Source organism: Kitasatospora sp. NPDC101801, assembly GCF_044766665.1.
GTDB lineage: Bacteria > Actinomycetota > Actinomycetes > Streptomycetales > Streptomycetaceae > Kitasatospora.
Genome location: NZ_JBIWML010000025.1, coordinates 62,302 through 77,661, shown reverse-complemented (window position 1 = coordinate 77,661; position 15,360 = coordinate 62,302). Strand labels below are relative to the sequence as shown.

At 72.0% G+C, this 15,360-nt stretch carries 12 protein-coding genes; 5 read left to right on the top strand and 7 right to left on the bottom strand.

All coding sequences use genetic code 11. The features are described 5' to 3' along the window. The first annotated feature begins 78 nt into the window (after positions 1 to 78). Together ACIRPK_RS24545 and ACIRPK_RS24540 are read left to right on the top strand one after the other, a co-directional pair. Positions 79 to 2,532, top strand: a complete 2,454-nt coding sequence (locus ACIRPK_RS24545) for a DNA topoisomerase (ATP-hydrolyzing) subunit A (protein ID WP_403041643.1) — start codon at positions 79 to 81, stop codon at positions 2,530 to 2,532. Between the two features lie 375 nt (positions 2,533 to 2,907). Continuing rightward, a complete protein-coding gene (locus ACIRPK_RS24540; RefSeq protein ID WP_403041640.1) occupies positions 2,908 to 3,825 on the top strand; it encodes a sucrase ferredoxin in 918 nt (305 codons plus the stop codon). Here ACIRPK_RS24540 and ACIRPK_RS24535 read toward each other — a convergent pair. Genes ACIRPK_RS24535 through ACIRPK_RS24520 form a run of 4 tightly spaced genes read right to left on the bottom strand, consistent with a single transcriptional unit; the run spans position 3,788 to position 7,758 of the window. After that, positions 3,788 to 4,939: a hypothetical protein gene (locus tag ACIRPK_RS24535; RefSeq protein ID WP_403041637.1), complete on the bottom strand. Its 1,152-nt coding sequence runs from the start codon at positions 4,937 to 4,939 to the stop codon at positions 3,788 to 3,790. The two genes, ACIRPK_RS24540 and ACIRPK_RS24535, sit on opposite strands and share 38 nt — an antisense overlap. 55 nt (positions 4,940 to 4,994) lie before the next feature. Continuing rightward, positions 4,995 to 6,041, bottom strand: coding sequence for an ABC transporter substrate-binding protein (locus ACIRPK_RS24530; RefSeq protein WP_403041634.1), 1,047 nt, complete (start codon positions 6,039 to 6,041; stop codon positions 4,995 to 4,997). A 39-nt stretch (positions 6,042 to 6,080) separates the two neighbouring features. After that, complete coding sequence (locus ACIRPK_RS24525; RefSeq protein WP_403041631.1) at positions 6,081 to 6,947, bottom strand: ABC transporter permease; 867 nt, start codon at positions 6,945 to 6,947, stop codon at positions 6,081 to 6,083. Further along, positions 6,937 to 7,758: an ABC transporter ATP-binding protein gene (locus ACIRPK_RS24520; protein ID WP_403041629.1), complete on the bottom strand. Its 822-nt coding sequence runs from the start codon at positions 7,756 to 7,758 to the stop codon at positions 6,937 to 6,939. Before ACIRPK_RS24520 ends, ACIRPK_RS24525 begins: the two co-directional genes overlap by 11 nt. A gap of 225 nt (positions 7,759 to 7,983) precedes the next feature. On the opposite strand from ACIRPK_RS24520, the gene ACIRPK_RS24515 reads away from it, so the two are divergent. Continuing rightward, entirely contained in the window at positions 7,984 to 9,564 is a 1,581-nt protein-coding gene (locus ACIRPK_RS24515; protein WP_403041627.1) for an ATP-binding protein, read from the top strand. Next, entirely contained in the window at positions 9,561 to 10,259 is a 699-nt protein-coding gene (locus ACIRPK_RS24510) for a response regulator (RefSeq protein ID WP_403041624.1), read from the top strand. Before ACIRPK_RS24515 ends, ACIRPK_RS24510 begins: the two co-directional genes overlap by 4 nt. Here ACIRPK_RS24510 and ACIRPK_RS24505 read toward each other — a convergent pair. From ACIRPK_RS24505 to ACIRPK_RS24495, 3 genes are all read right to left on the bottom strand, one after another. Next, positions 10,237 to 11,838 (bottom strand): cation acetate symporter, encoded by a 1,602-nt coding sequence (locus tag ACIRPK_RS24505; RefSeq protein ID WP_403041622.1) that lies wholly within the window; start codon positions 11,836 to 11,838, stop codon positions 10,237 to 10,239. The genes ACIRPK_RS24510 and ACIRPK_RS24505 overlap by 23 nt on opposite strands. Continuing rightward, positions 11,835 to 12,185: a DUF485 domain-containing protein gene (locus tag ACIRPK_RS24500; RefSeq protein ID WP_403041619.1), complete on the bottom strand. Its 351-nt coding sequence runs from the start codon at positions 12,183 to 12,185 to the stop codon at positions 11,835 to 11,837. The genes ACIRPK_RS24505 and ACIRPK_RS24500 overlap by 4 nt, the downstream gene beginning before the upstream one ends. Before the next feature lie 165 nt (positions 12,186 to 12,350). Then, the gene (locus ACIRPK_RS24495; RefSeq protein ID WP_403041616.1) at positions 12,351 to 14,462 is read right to left on the bottom strand and encodes a type IIA DNA topoisomerase subunit B; all 2,112 of its coding nucleotides are present in this window, start codon (positions 14,460 to 14,462) and stop codon (positions 12,351 to 12,353) included. 503 nt (positions 14,463 to 14,965) lie between these two features. Between ACIRPK_RS24495 and ACIRPK_RS24490 the strand changes: the two genes are divergently transcribed. Beyond that, positions 14,966 to 15,196 (top strand): hypothetical protein, encoded by a 231-nt coding sequence (locus ACIRPK_RS24490; RefSeq protein WP_403041614.1) that lies wholly within the window; start codon positions 14,966 to 14,968, stop codon positions 15,194 to 15,196. Positions 15,197 to 15,360 lie beyond the last annotated feature (164 nt).

Below are 15,360 nucleotides of genomic sequence, written 5' to 3'. Positions count from 1 at the left end.
ATGGGGGGCGCCGTACCCCAGCAGCCGCCCGGACAGTTACCGAAGTACCCGTCAGAGACGCAAGGGAGCCCCGCCGCGATGGCCCGCCGCAGTTCGCCCACCCCGCCGCCCGGAGACTTCGAGGAGCGCATCCTCGACGTGGACGTGGTGGACGAGATGCAGGGCTCCTTCCTGGAGTACGCCTACTCGGTCATCTACTCCCGTGCTCTGCCCGACGCCCGGGACGGGCTCAAGCCGGTGCACCGGCGCATCCTCTACCAGGCCAACGAGATGGGCCTGCGCCCCGACCGTGCGCACGTCAAGTGCGCCCGCGTGGTCGGCGAGGTGATGGGCCGTCTGCACCCGCACGGTGACGCCTCGATCTACGACTCCGTGGTCCGGATGGCGCAGCCGTTCTCGATGCGGCTGCCGCTGATCGACGGTCACGGGAACTTCGGTTCGCTCGGCAACGACGACCCGCCGGCCGCGATGCGGTACACCGAGTCGCGGCTGACGGCCGCCTCGATGGCGCTGGTGGAGTCGATCCACGAGGACACCGTCGACTTCGGGCCGAACTACGACGGCAGCGAGCAGGAGCCCACCGTGCTCCCCGCCGCGTTCCCGAACCTGCTGGTGAACGGCGCCACCGGGATCGCGGTCGGCATGGCGACCAACATGCCGCCGCACAACCTGGCCGAGGTGGTCGCCGCCGCCCGGCACCTGATCAAGCATCCGACGGCGGATCTCGACACCCTGATGCGGTTCGTGCCCGGCCCCGACCTGCCGACGGGCGGCCGGATCGTCGGCCTGTCCGGCATCCGGGACGCGTACGAGTCCGGCCGGGGCACCTTCAAGATCCGCGCCACGGTCTCGATCGAGGCGGTGACCGCGCGCCGCAAGGGCATCGTGGTCACCGAGCTGCCGTTCACGGTCGGCCCGGAGAAGGTGATCGCCAAGATCAAGGACCTGGTCGGGGCGAAGAAGCTCCAGGGCATCGCCGACGTCAAGGACCTGACGGACCGTTCGCACGGTCTCCGACTGGTGATCGAGGTGAAGAACGGCTTCGTGCCGGAGGCGCTGCTGGAGCAGCTCTACAAGCTGACGCCGATGGAGGAGACCTTCGGCATCAACAACGTGGCGCTGGTCGACGGCCAGCCGCTGACCCTGGGCCTGAAGGAGCTGCTGGAGGTCTACGTCGACCACCGCTTCACGGTGGTGCGGCGGCGCAGCGAGTTCCGGCGGCGCAAGCGCCAGGAGCGGCTGCACCTGGTCGAGGGCCTGCTGGTCGCGCTGGTCGACATCGACGAGGTGATCGCGATCATCCGGTCGAGCGAGAACGCGACCCAGGCCAAGGAGCGCCTGATGGAGCGCTTCTCCCTGTCGGAGACGCAGACCTCGTACATCCTGGACACCCCGCTGCGCCGGCTCACCCGGTTCGACCGGGTGGAGCTGGAGGCGGAGCAGACCAAGCTGCTCTCCGAGATCGCCGACCTGACCGAGATCCTGGAGTCGGACAGCAAGCTGCGCACCGTGGTCTCGACCGAACTCGGCGCGGTGTCGAAGCAGTTCGGCACCGAGCGGCGGACGGTACTGCTGGAGGCCGGCGCGGTGCCGACCGCCACCCTGTCGGTGCCGCTGGAGGTCGCGGACGACCCCTGCCGGGTGCTGCTCTCCTCGACCGGGCTGCTGGCCCGGCTGGCGGACGGCGAGCCGGTGGAGCTGTCCGACTCGCGGGCCAAGCACGACGTGGTGGTCTCGGCGGTGTCGGCCACCGCCCGGGGCGACGTGGGGGTGGTGACCTCGGCCGGGCGGGCGCTGCGGCTGCCGGTGATCGACCTGCCCGCGCTGCCGCCGTCGCCGACGCTGTCGTTGGCGGGCGGGGCGCAGGTGAGCGAGTTCCTCCGGCTGGAGGACGGCGAGCGGGTGATCGGGCTGACCACGCTGGACGAGTCCTCGCCGGGGCTGGCGCTGGGCACCGTGCAGGGTGTGGTGAAGCGGGTGGTGCCGGAGTGGCCGGCCAACAAGGACGAGTTCGAGGTGATCGCCCTCAAGGAGGGTGACTCCGTCATCGGCGCGGTCGAACTGCGCACGGGCGAGGAGGACTTGGTCTTCATCACGTCCGACGCCCAGCTGCTGCGGTACCCGGCGGGGCAGGTCCGTCCGCAGGGCCGCCCGGCGGGTGGCATGGCGGGGGTGAAGCTGGCGGACGGCGCACGGGTGCTCTCGTTCACGGCGGTGGACCCGGCGGTGGACGCGGTGGTGGTCTCGGTCGCGGCCGCCTCGGCGACGCTGACGGGTGGTGAGCACACCAGTTGGAAGGTCACCCCGTTCGAGCAGTACCCGCGGAAGGGGCGGGCCACGGGTGGGGTGCGGTGCCAGCGCTTCCTGCGCGGTGAGGACGCCCTGGCCTTCGCCTGGGCGGGCCCGGCCCCGGCCCGCGCGGCCACGGCGGCGGGGGCTCCGGTCTCGCTGCCCGAACGCGACCCCCGCCGCGACGGCTCCGGCACCCCGGTGACGGGCACCATCGCGGTGGTGGCGGGGCCGGCCTCGTAGGCAGGTGCTCGGGGCTGCGCTCGGGCAGCTACGGTCAGGGGCTCGGGGCTGCGCTCTGGGCAGCCGCTCGGGGCTGCGCTCTGGGCAGGCGCTCGGGCAGCTACGGTCAGGGGCTCGGGGCTGCGCTGTTGGCAGGTGCTCGGGCAGCTACGGTCAGGGGCTCGGGGAACTGCGAGGAGATCTGGCGTTCGGGTCACTGCGAAAGTGCCTGACCACCCCTGAACAGATCACCTTGCAGGGGCCGGCGTCGCAGTTCCCCGAGCCCCTGACTCTCCCGAAGCGTCTGCCAAAAAGGCCGGCGTCGCCCACGCGGCGGAGCCGCACCACAGCAGTGGCCCGAGCGGTTGGCTGAATCGCGAGGGTAGCCTTGCCTGTGTGAGCACCTGTGCAACGTTGTCGCGCGAACTGACCGAGCCGCTGGCTGCCACGGCGGCGACGGCGGCGACCTGGCTGCTGGTGGAGCAGGCCGGGCCGTGGGGCGCGAAGGCGCTGACCGAGAGCCACCTGGATGCCGGGGTGGGGCGGGCGCTGGACGCTGCCGCGGCGGGTACGGGGGTGCGGGTCGCGCTGATCCGGCGTCCGGGGCGGCATGCCGACTGCCTGCCGACCGCCCGGCACGAGGTGATCGTGGCGCACACGGCGCCGGGCGACTCCTGGGTGCGGCGCACCGAGGTGACCGATCCGGCCGAGCTGCTGGCGCTGGACTTCGCCGCGCTGGGCGCGGGCGTGCACGGCGGCTTCGGCAGCGAGCACCGCGGTGACCCGCTGGCGCTGGTGTGCACCAACGGCCGGCGGGACCGCTGCTGTGCACTGCTGGGCCGGCCGTTGGCGGCCGACCTGGCGGCGGCCGGGCATGCCGAGGTGTGGGAGGCCACCCATCTGGGCGGCCACCGGTTCTCCCCCACCATGCTGGTGCTGCCGTTCGGCTACGCGTACGGGCGGCTGACGCCCACGGGGGCCAAGGAGGTGCTGGCGGCGACCGCCGCCGGGCACACCGTGACGGAGTGGTCGCGCGGCCGCTCGTGCTGGGACCGGCCCGGCCAGGCCGCCGAGCAGGCCGTCCGGGTGCTGACCGGGGAGACGACCGCCGACGCGCTGACCCTGACTCAGCAGGAGACCGCCGACGCCACCTGGTCGGTGACGGTCCGGCACACCGACGGCCGCCGTTGGCTGGCCGAGGTGGTGCAGGGGGTCAGCGAGCCGCCCCGGGCGGAGAGCTGTGGGAAGAGTCCGGCCACCCCGGCCCGGATGGACGTCAGTTCGCTGCGCGAGCTGACCGTGGCTCAGGTCTGAGCCGGTCGACCAGGGCGCAGGCCAGCGTCGTCACCACGAGCAGGGCGAGCAGCGCCCGCAGCAGGGCGCTCTCGTAGTAGACGTCGAGGACCAGCCGCACCGCCAGGTACGCGGCGGCCAGTCCGGCCACCCCGCCGAGGACGAGCGGGAGCAGCGCGTCCCGGACCGGTCGGTGCCACAGGGCGACCGCGCCGACCGACAGGGCCCCGGCCCCCGCGAGCAGCAGGGTGCCGAAGTCGGCGCTGTAGCGGATCGCCAGCGCCGGCACCAGGAAGAGCACCAGTGACCGGCGCAGCACCGCGTCCAGGGCGGCCAGGTTCGGGCCCCCGGCCGGGCGGTCCGGCTGCCGCCGCGCGGTGATCGCGAGCACCGCCAGGGCGAGCAGGAGCTCGGGCCAACGGGCGCCCAGGTGCCCGAGGTTGTAGAGCAGCGCGGTGTCGTAGACCACCATGACCAGCTGGCCGACGGCCCAGAGCGAGGCGGCGAAGAGCAGCAGTCCGGCCGCCCCGGGCTCCCGGTCGGCGCCCCGCTCGCGCCGGGCGAGGGCGGTCAGCAGCGGTGCGGTGAGGAACGCCGAGACTGCCCGGACCGCCAGGTCCTGGCTGGTCCAGGGGTTGTGCAGGCCCCATTCGACCGCCCCGAAGACCACGGAGTAGGAGAGCACGGCCGACCACACCAGCGGGCGGGAGCCGAGCACCGTCCGGTACAGCGCGGGGCTGAGCCGGCGCAGCACGGTGCCGTACGCGAGCAGCACGAACGGCAGTTCCAGGAGGGCCTGGACCCGGAGCACGGTGGGACCGAACAGCCTCGGGGCGGGCAGGTGGTCGGCGACCAGCCGGACCAGCGGGTTGCCGTCCGGCTGGTCGAACCAGCCCGGCGGCAGGTACCGGGTGACGAACGTGACGTCCCCGCCGTGCACCCGCAGCAGGTAGGCGGCGCAGAGCAGTTGATTGAGGTAGACCAGGCCGACGACCCCGGTCAGCAGCACCTCCGGGGTGACGGTGCGACCGGTTCCGGGCGGGGCCGCGTGGCGCAGCAGCCGGGGGCCGAGCCACAGTCCGGCGAGCACGGAGGCGGCCACGGCGGTGTCGACCAGGACGGTGGTGGTGGTCATGCGGACGAACGATAGCCCCGGCGCCGGACCGGCCGGCACCGGGGCTGGGCGGTGGTCAGCCCGCCTTGCTGACGAACTCGGTGGTGTAGGTCCTCGCCAGGTCGATCGAGGCTTCCTTGCCCTTGACGTCCGGGTGGAAGGCGGCGAGGACCGCGAGGACGGTCTTCGGGCCCTCGGGCGGCATCACGCCGTCGGTGGTGAACATCGGCAGGGTGGCCTTGATCGCCTCGGCGTACTGCTCGGCACCGCCCTGGGCGTAGTCGGCCGGCATCTGGGCGGCGATCTCGGCGGGGGTGTGGGTGGACATCCACTTGAGGGTCTTCACGAAGGCGTTCGCCAGCTTCTGGGCGGTGTCCTTGTTCTTCTCGACCCAGTCGGTGTTCATGTAGAGCGAGGAGGACGGGTAGAGCCCGCCGAGCGCGGCCTTGGAGCCCTCGGGGGTGCGCAGGTCGTAGAGCACGGTGCCGAGGTTCTTGGCCAGGATGGTGGCCACCGTCGGGTCGGTGGTCATACCGGCGTCGATGCTGCCCTGCTGCATGGCGGCGATGAAGGTCTGCCCGGCGCCGACCGCGATCGGGCTGAACTCGCTTACCGCGACGCCGTTCTTGACGGCGAGGTACTTGGTGAGGAAGTCGGTGGAGGAGCCGATGCTGGTGACACCGAGCTTCTTGCCCTTGAAGTCCGCGCCGGTCCTGATCGCGTCGGCCTGCTTGGCGGAGACCACCTCGACCTCGCCGGGGGCCTGCGAGAACTGGACCACCGACTCGACGTTCTTGCCCTTGGCCTGCAGGTCGATGGTGTGGTCGTAGAAGCCGACCGCGCCCTGGACGTCCCCGGCGAGCAGGGCGGTGGTGGCGTTGACGCCGGCCGGTTCGGTCAGCAGCTCGACGTTGACGCCGGCCTGGGCGAAGTGGCCGAGCCGCTGGGTGAGCATCGCGGGGAGGTAGATGACCTTGTCCAGGCCACCGACCATGATCTTGACCTTAGGTCCTTCGACGGTCTGCCCGGCCTCCGCGTGGGTGGAGGAGGCGGCGTCGTTCGCACAGGCGGTGAGGGAGAGGAGCAGCGCGGCGGCGAGGGCTGCGAGGGCGGTTCTGCGCATGGGGGGTCTGCCTGTCTCTGCGGGTGGGGTGAGGGTGGGTCAGCGACCGTCGCCGGAGTCGGCGGGCTTCCAGCGGAAGAGCCGCTTCTCGGCGAAGGTGAGCAGGCCCTCGGTGAACAGGGCGACCACCGCGAGGATGGTCATCGCGGCGTACACCCCGGCGGCGTTGAAGGTGCCCTGGGCGGCCGCGACCAGCAGACCCAGGCCCTTGGTGGCGCCGATGTACTCGCCGACGATGGCGCCGATCAGGGCGAAGCCGAAGCTGACGTGCAGGCTGGTGAAGATCCAGGTGGTGGCGGCCGGGATGACCACCTGGAGGGTGAGCCGGCGCTGGTCCGCGCCGAGGATGCGGGCGTTGGCGATCAGGTTGCGGTCCACCTCGCGGGCTCCCTGGAAGGCGTTGAAGAAGACCGGGAAGAAGACCAGCACCACGGCGGAGGCGACCTTGGAGGCCGGGCCGAGACCGAACCAGATCAGGAAGATCGGGGCCAGCACGATCCGCGGGATGGCGTTCAGGACCTTGATGTACGGGCCGAACACGTCGGCCAGGAAGCGGATCCGGCCGAGCGCGATGCCCAGCAGGACGCCGCCGGTTACCCCGATCACCCAGCCGGTGAGGGCCTCGTAGAGGGTGTAGCCGATCTGCTCGCCGAGCGAGCCCTGGGCGGTGCCGTGGGTGACCCACTGCCAGATCTGGGCCCAGATCCTGGACGGCTGGGAGAAGTTGAACGGGTCGACGACCTCGGTCCTGGCGCACAGCTCCCAGAGGCCGAGGAAGGCGACCAGGACCCCGGCCCGGGCCCCGTACACGGTGAACTTCCGGTTCCGGGCGGCCCGTTCGCGGGCGGCGGTGCGGGTGACGACGGGTGCGGCGGCCGGTGCGCCGGCGGCGGTCTCAAGCGGCATTGCCCGCTCCTCTCTCCCGGGTGATCCGGACCTCTTCGCCCAGCGACGCCCAGATCTCGCGGTAGAGCTCGACGAAGCGCGGTTCCAGCCGGACCGCCTCCACGGTGCGCGGCCGGGGCAGGTCCACGGTGAAGATCTCCTTGACGGTGGCGGGGCCGGCCGTCATGACCACCACCCGGTCGGCGAGCGCGATCGCCTCGTCCAGGTCGTGGGTGACGAAGACCACCGAGGAGCCGGTGCCCGCCCAGAGTTCGAGCAGCTGATCGGACATCAGGGCCCGGGTCTGCACGTCGAGGGCCGAGAAGGGCTCGTCCATCAGCAGGATCTTCGGGTCGTTGACGAAGGTCTGGGCGAGCGCGACCCGCTTGCGCATGCCGCCGGAGAGCTGGTGCGGATAGCGGTCCTCGAAGGCGGCCAGGCCGACCCGGGCCAGCCAGTCGCGGGCCCGCTCACGGGCCTCGGCCACCGGGGCGCCGCGGAACCGGGGGCCCGCCATCACGTTGGAGAGCACCGTCCGCCAGGGGAAGACGGCGTCCTGCTGAAAGACGAAGCCGACCTGGCCGTTGATCCCCTCGACCTGCTCGCCGTGCACCCGCACCTCGCCCTCGGTGGGCTCCTCCAGGCCGCTGACCAGGGTCAGCGTGGTGGACTTGCCGCAGCCGGTCGGGCCGACCACCGCGACGAACTCGCCCGGGGCCACCGTCAGATCGAGGTCCCGGACGGCGGTGTGCAGGGTGCCCGAGGGCGTCCTGAACCGCTTGGTCGCACCGGTCAACTCGATCGCCGGGGCTGTGTCTGTCAGCCCGCTCATCTCCACCTCCGAGGTCCCGGCGCCGTCGCCGGGGTCTGTGTCTGCCCCGGAGGTTAGGAGTGGCGCGGGTCACGGCGGCACCCTTGCGGGCGTACTGCGGCTTCCTGGCGTTGAGGGCTGTTCTGCTCCTTTTGCTTCCGCTACAACAGCGGGGCGGGGGCTGACAGAAACACCGGGGAAACATATGGTGTCGATCCCACCCGAACCGTCAGGAAGGAGACCCGAGTGAGACGCCTGCACTGGCCGCGCCGGGTCTTCGCCCAACTGCTGCTGAGCCAGACCGTGGTCACGGTCGGGGTCACCGCCGTGACGGCGGGCCTGTTCCTGGCCCCGGTGAGCCGGGAGCTGGACCACGACGCCAAGCAGCGGGCGCTGTCGATCGCCCAGTCCACCGCCGCCGACGAGGCGATCGTCCGGGCCGCGGCCGAGCAGGACGAGGTGGCCGCGCAGCGCAACGCCGAGCAGATCCGGCTGGCCACCGGCGCCAGCTTCGTGGTGGTCACCGATCTGGACGGCATCCGGCTCTCGCACACCGACCCGTCGAAGATCGGCTTCCGGGTCAGCACCGACCCGGAACCCGCGCTGCGCGGGGAGAGCGTGACCGCGATCCAGCAGGGCACGCTCGGCCGGACGGCCCGGGGCAAGGTGCCGCTGAGACTGGCGGACGGCCGGATCGTCGGCGAGGTGTCGGTCGGGATCAGCGACCTCTCGATCCGGCGGCGGCTGCTCAGCATGGTGGCGGGCATCCTGTTCTGCGCGGGCGCGGGCCTGGCGGCCGGGCTGCTGGCGACCCTGGTGCTGGCCCGGCGGCTGAAGCGGCGCACCCACAACATCGCGATCGCCGACATCTCCGCCCTGCTGGTCGAGCGGGAGGCGATGCTGCACTCCATCCGGGAAGGCATGGTCGCACTCGACCGGCGCGGCCGGGTCCGGCTGGCCAACGACGAGGCGGTCCGGCTGCTCGCCCTGCCGGCGGACTGCACCGGGCGGGCGATCGACGAGCTGCTGCCGCCCGGCCGGCTGGCCGAGGTGCTCACCGGCCGGATCGAGGGCACCGACCTGCCCGCCGTCCGGGACGACCGGGTGCTGGTGGTGAACCGGATGGCCACCGAGCACGAGGGCGCCGTGATCACCCTCCGGGACCGCACCGAACTGGAGGCGCTGGTCAGGGAGTTGGACAGCACCCGGACGCTGACCGAGGCGCTCAGGGCGCAGGACCACGAGCACGCCAACCGGATGCACACGCTGCTCGGGCTGCTGGAGCTCGGCCGCCACCGGCAGGCCGCCGAGTTCATCTCCGAGCAGTCGGGCTCGCACGCGGCGGTCGCCGCCGGGATCGCCGAGCAGGTCCAGGACCCGCACGTGGCGGCCCTGTTGGCCGGCAAGGCGGCGGTCGCGGCCGAGCGGGGCGTCCGGCTGGAGATCACCCCGGACAGCCATCTGCCGGACGCGGCGGTCGACCCGCGCGCGCTGGTCACGGTGCTCGGCAACCTGGTCGACAACGCGCTGGACGTGCTCTCCGGCGGGGTGGTCGCGGTCGGCCTGCGGGTCTGCGGCGACGCCCTGCTGATCGAGGTCGCGGACAGCGGCCCCGGCGTGCCGGTCGAGCTGCGGGAGTCGATCTTCGAGGAGGGCTGGACCGACAAGACCGCCCCCGCGCACCGCCCGCGCGGCCTGGGCCTGGCGCTGGTCCGCCGACTGGTGGAACGGTCCGGCGGGCAGGTGACGGTCGATCAGGGGCCGCTCGGCGGAGCGCGTTTCAGTGTCGAACTGCCCGAGGCGCTGCACCCGGCGGTGACCGCGTGATCGACGTACTCGTGGTGGACGACGACTTCCGGGTGGCCGACGTGCACGCCGCCTACGTGGCCAAGGTGCCCGGCTTCCGGGTGACCGGCCGGGCGCACAGCGCCGGGGCGGCGCTGGCCGCGCTGGAGCGCACCCCGGTCGACCTGGTGCTGCTCGACCACCACCTGCCGGACGAGACCGGCCTGGCCCTGGTCCGCCGGATGCGGGCGGCCGGGATCGGCTGCGACGTGATGATGGTGACGGCCGCCCGGGACGTCTCCACCGTGCACGCCGCGATGCAGCACGGCGCCCTGCAGTACCTGGTGAAACCGTTCAGCTTCGCCGGGCTGCGGGAGAAGCTGGTCGCGTACGCCGAGCTGCGGCACGCGCTGGCCGGACCGGCCGCCCGGGAGACCTGCCAGGACGAGGTGGACCGGATGTACGCCACCCTGCGCAGCGCCGCCGCCCCGCCGAGCACCCTGCCCAAGGGCCACTCGGCGCCCACCACCGACCTGGTGCTCGGCGTGCTCCGCCGGGCCGGCCGCCCGCTCTCCGCCCAGGAGGTGGCCGACGACACCGGGCTGAGCCGCTCCACCGCACAGCGCTACCTCAAGCAGCTGGAGCGCGACGGCCGGCTCCGGCTGAGCCTGCGCTACGGCGACACCGGCCGCCCCGAGCACCGGTACGTCCTGCCTACGCCGCTCCCGCCCCGGTGAGCGCGCGGACCTCCAGCTCCGCGTACTTGTCCGGGTCGGCGGCCTCCCGGGAGGTGACGGTGCCGAGCCAGCCGGCCAGGAAGCCGAGCGGGATGGAGACCAGACCCGGGTTCTCCAGCGGGAACCAGTGGAAGTCCGCCCCGGGGAAGACCGCGGTCGGCGAACCGGAGACCACCGGGGAGAACAGCACCAGCACCACGGCCGGCACCAGCCCGCCGTAGACCGACCAGACCGCGCCCCGGGTGGTGAAGCGGCGCCAGAACAGCGAGTAGAGCAGGGTCGGCAGATTGGCCGAGGCGGCCACCGCGAAGGCCAGGCCGACCAGGAAGGCGACGTTCAGCCGCTGGGCGTACAGGCTGAGCACGATGGCCAGCGCGCCGATCACCACGGCGGCGATCCGGGCCACCAGCACCTCCTGACGCTCGGTCACCGGGCGCCCGCCCTCCCGGCGCCAGGCCCGGGCGAACAGGTCGTGGGCGAATGCGGCCGAGGAGGCCAGCGTCAGCCCGGCGACCACCGCCAGGATGGTGGCGAAGGCGATCGCCGAGATCAGCGCGAACAGCAGCACCCCGCCGATGCTGCCCGCTCCCCCGCCCAGCGCCTGGGCCAACAGCGGGACCGCCGTGTTCCCGGCCGGGTTGGCGGTCCGGACGGCGGCGCTGCCGACCAGGGCGGCGGCGCCGAGGCCGAGCACGATGGCCATCAGGTAGAAGCCGCCGATCAGCCCGATCGCCCACATCGTGGAGCGGCGGGCGGCCCGGGCGGTCGGCACGGTGTAGAACCGGGACAGGATGTGCGGCAGCCCGGCGGTGCCGAGCACCAGGGCCAGCCCGAGCGAGAAGAAGTCCAGCCGACTGGCCGCCCCCGTCCCGTACTTGAGGCCGGGCTGGAGGAACGCCTCGCCCGCCCCGCTGCCCCGGGCGGCGGACCGCATCAGCTCGGCCAGGTCGCCGTGGAAGCGGACCAGCACCAGCCCCGTCAGCAGCACCGAACCGGCCACCAGCAGCACGGCCTTGACGATCTGGATCCAGGTGGTGGCCTTCATGCCGCCCACCGTGACGTAGACGATCATCAGGGCACCCACCCCGACGATCGCCCAGGTCTTCGCCGAGCCGTTGCCGGTGCCGAGCAGCAGGGCCACCAGACTGCCCGCGCCGACCATCTGCGCGACCAGGTAGAGCAGGGTGACCACCACGCTCGCGCTGCCCACCGCGCCCCGGACCGGCCGCTGGCGCATCCGCAGCGCCAGCACGTCGGCCAGCGTGTAGCGGCCCGCGTTCCTGACCAGCTCGGCGACCAGCATCAGCACCGCCAGCCAGGCGACCAGGAAGCCGATGCTGTAGAGCACGCCGTCGTAGCCGTAGAGCGCGATCAGGCCGGTGACGCCCAGGAAGGAGGCGGCCGAGAGGTAGTCGCCGGAGAGCGCCAGGCCGTTCTGCAACGGGCTGAACTCCCGGCCGCCGGTGTAGAACTCCTCGGCGGCCTGCCCCCGGCGGCCGGCCCACAGCGTGATGCCCAGGGTGACCAGCACGATGACGGCGAACAGGACCACGGCCAGACCGTGTCGGGCGCTGTTCACCGCAGTTGGTCCTGGGTGTCCCAGCGCAGCTCCAGGGCGGCCGCGTCCCGGCCGGCCCGGGCGTTCCTGGCGTAGAGCCAGGTGAGCACGAAGGTGGAGGAGAACTGCAGCAGGCCGAACACCCAGGCCACGTTCAGCGGACCGGCCACCTGCTGCCGCATCAGGCCGGGGGCGGCGGTCTGGGCCACCAGGTAGAGCAGGTACCAGCCGAGGAAGCCGGCCGTGGCCGGGAACACGAACCCCCGGTAGCCGCGCCGGATCTGCTGGAACGCGTCGCTCTCCTGGACCGTCCGGTACACCTCGGCCCGGCCCACGCTCTGCTGGGGTGCGATCTCCTGTTGGGCCACGGCTGCTCCACGGTCGGCATCGGCACCGGAGGGCGAGCCTCCGGTCACCTGGACTGCTCCAGCATGGAACCCCTGCGGAGCCGTTCGCGGTGGCTTTGCAGATACGTTCACTCAATCAGGTGAGCCCCCGTCGACCGACGGGGGCTCAGCTGCGACCGAACAGGGTCAGGCGTCGATCCGCGAACGGTCCATGGTGGCCGCCGAGTCGACGATGAACTCCTTGCGCGGCGCCACGTCGTTGCCCATCAGCAGGTCGAAGACCCGCTCGGCCTGCTCCAGGTCGCCCAGGTTGATCCGCCGCAGGGTGCGGTGGCGCGGGTCCATGGTGGTCTCCGCCAGCTGGTCGGCGTCCATCTCACCGAGACCCTTGTAGCGCTGCACCGGCTCCTTCCAGCGCATCCCCTTGCGCTGGAACTCCAGCAGGGTGGACCGCAGTTCGGCGTCGGAGTAGGTGTAGTGGTACTTCTCCTGGCCGCGCTTGGGAGCGGTCAGCTCCGTCCGGTGCAGCGGCGGGACGGCGGCGAACACCCGGCCCTGCTCCACCATCGGGCGCATGTAGCGCTGGAACAGCGTCAGCAGCAGGCAGCGGATGTGCGACCCGTCCACGTCGGCGTCGGCCATGAAGATCACCCGGCCGTAGCGGGCCTGGTCGATGTCGAAGGTCCGGCCCGAACCGGCTCCTATGACCTGGATGATCGAGGCGCACTCGGCGTTCTTGAGCATGTCGGCGACGGACGCCTTCTGCACGTTCAGGATCTTGCCGCGGATCGGCAGCAGCGCCTGGAACTCCGAGTTGCGGGCCAGCTTGGCGGTGCCGAGCGCCGAGTCGCCCTCCACGATGAAGAGTTCGCTGCGCTCGACGTCGTCGCTGCGGCAGTCGGCCAGCTTGGCCGGCAGCGAGGAGGTCTCCAGCGCGGTCTTCCGGCGCTGCGCCTCCTTGTGCTGACGGGCCGCCACCCGGGTCCGGGCAGCCGCCACCACCTTCTCCAGCACGGCGCGGGCCTGCAGCTTCTCGTCCTTCTTGGCCGAGGTGAGGAAGGCCTTCAGCTCCTTGGCCACCACCGCCGCGACGATCCGGTTGGCGGCCGAGGTGCCGAGCACCTCCTTGGTCTGCCCCTCGAACTGCGGCTCGGCCAGCCGGACGGTGACCACCGCGGTCAGGCCCTCGGTCGCGTCGTCCTTGGTGATGTCGTCCTCGGCGACCCGGAGCAGCTTGCCCGAGCGCAGCGCCTCGTTGACCGTCTTGGCGAGCGAGCGCTCGAAGCCGGTGACGTGGGTGCCGCCCTTGGGGGTGGCGATGATGTTCACGAAGGAGCGCAGCGTGGTGTCGTAGCCGGCGCCCCAGCGCAGGGCGATGTCCACCCCGAGCTCGCGGGTGACCTCGGTCGGGGTCATGTGACCGAGCGCGTCCAGCACCGGGACGGTCTCCTTGAAGCTGCCCTCGCCGTGCAGCCGGAGCACGTCGCAGACCGGCTTGTCCGGGGCCAGGAACTCGCAGAACTCGCTGATCCCGCCGTCGAAGCGGAAGGTCTCGGTCTGGACCTTCTCACTCTCCGTCAGGCGCTCGTCACGCACGATGATGGTGAGGCCGGGGACCAGGAAGGCGGTCTGCCGGGCCCGGGCGTGCAGGTTCTCCAGCGAGAGCCTGGCCTCCTTGAGGAAGATCTGCCGGTCGGCCCAGTAGCGGACCCTGGTCCCGGTCTTCCCCTTGGCGACCTTGCCCTTCTTCGACATCCCGCTGCCCGCCTCGAACGGGGCGTCCGGGCTGAGCTCGGTGAAGATGCCCGGCGTGCCGCGCCGGAAGCTGATCGCGTGCACGTGGCCACCCCGGTCCACCTCGACGTCCAGCCGCGCGGAGAGCGCGTTGACCACCGAGGCGCCGACGCCGTGCAGACCACCCGAGGCGGCGTAGGAACCGCCGCCGAACTTGCCGCCGGCGTGCAGCTTGGTCATCACGACCTCGACCCCGGAGAGCCCGGTCTTCGGCTCCACGTCGACCGGGATGCCACGGCCGTTGTCCTTGACCTCGACCGAGCCGTCCTGGTGCAGGACCACCTCGATCCGGTCGCAGTGGCCCCCGAGCGCCTCGTCCACCGCGTTGTCGATGATCTCCCAGACGCAGTGCATCAGGCCGCGGCTGTCGGTGGAGCCGATGTACATGCCGGGGCGCTTGCGGACCGCCTCCAGCCCCTCCAGGACGAGCAGGTGCCGAGCGGTGTAGTTGGAGCCGTCGTCTCCGGCCAGCAGGGCGGGCGACGCGTTCGGATCGGCGCTCACTCGGTGTGCACTCCTCAATGACGTTCTGACTCGTCTGACTTCCGGCCCGGTGCTTCCCCGGCCGGCCCCACAGTGTTCCCAATGCCTGAGACACATCGGAGACGGCCTGCGCAGCTTGTACGCGCTGCGCGAACAAGGTCTGCGCCGGATCCGGGGTCACCGGAGCGCCATCTCCTCCTGCCACCACGGGTCCTGAAGGACCGTCGCCCGGGGAGCAGGCGGTGGAGCAGGCGATATGCAGGCTACCGGTGTCGGGGACGGGGCTTATGCTCCAACCCAGCAGAGGATTATGCTACGCGGACCTCGACACCCGACCGATCGGGAGTTCGAGCCAAATGGCGAGTCCTGGGATTCGGCAGGCATGAACCGCCGACGCCTTGGGCACGTCCTCAGCAACAACACAGCAGAATCCTCAGAGAAGAAAAGCCACGAGCGGGAACGTTTTCGGCCTGGTTGGATGTTGACCCTGGTACGACAGCTCGTCGAGCTAGAGAAGAGGCGACGTGACTACTGTTCTGACCCCTGCGAGCCCGCTCACCGCGGCCGACCGCTGCGACCGCTGCGGCGCCCAGGCCTACCTGCGCGTCGTACTCGCGAGCGGCGGAGAGCTGCTCTTCTGCGCCCACCACGGGCGGAAGTTCGAGCCCGAGCTCAAGAAGATCGCGTCCGAGATACACGACGAGAGCGGCCGCCTCACGGAGCCGAGCACCAACGCCTCGGAGGACGAACGCTGAGTTCGCCGCTCGCACAGGCGAGCGCGCAGAGCTGACCGACGGAGCCGGGCGGCCCACCCCTCGCGGGGCGGGCCGCCCCCGCCCCCCCCGGCTCCGGCGCCCCCGCCCCGCACGCGGTGGGGGGGGGCGTGCGAGAACGCGCGGAGGGGGGCGCCACGCGGCGA

Excerpts from the sequence above, each read along its gene's own strand:
- ACIRPK_RS24520 (WP_403041629.1), bottom strand. The coding sequence starts at position 7,758 with ATGAGCGGGCTGACAGACACAGCCCCGGCGATCGAGTTGACCGGTGCG.
- ACIRPK_RS24535 (WP_403041637.1), bottom strand. The coding sequence starts at position 4,939 with ATGACCACCACCACCGTCCTGGTCGACACCGCCGTGGCCGCCTCCGTG.
- ACIRPK_RS24525 (WP_403041631.1), bottom strand. The coding sequence starts at position 6,947 with ATGCCGCTTGAGACCGCCGCCGGCGCACCGGCCGCCGCACCCGTCGTC.
- ACIRPK_RS24545 (WP_403041643.1), top strand. The coding sequence starts at position 79 with ATGGCCCGCCGCAGTTCGCCCACCCCGCCGCCCGGAGACTTCGAGGAG.
- ACIRPK_RS24530 (WP_403041634.1), bottom strand. The coding sequence starts at position 6,041 with ATGCGCAGAACCGCCCTCGCAGCCCTCGCCGCCGCGCTGCTCCTCTCC.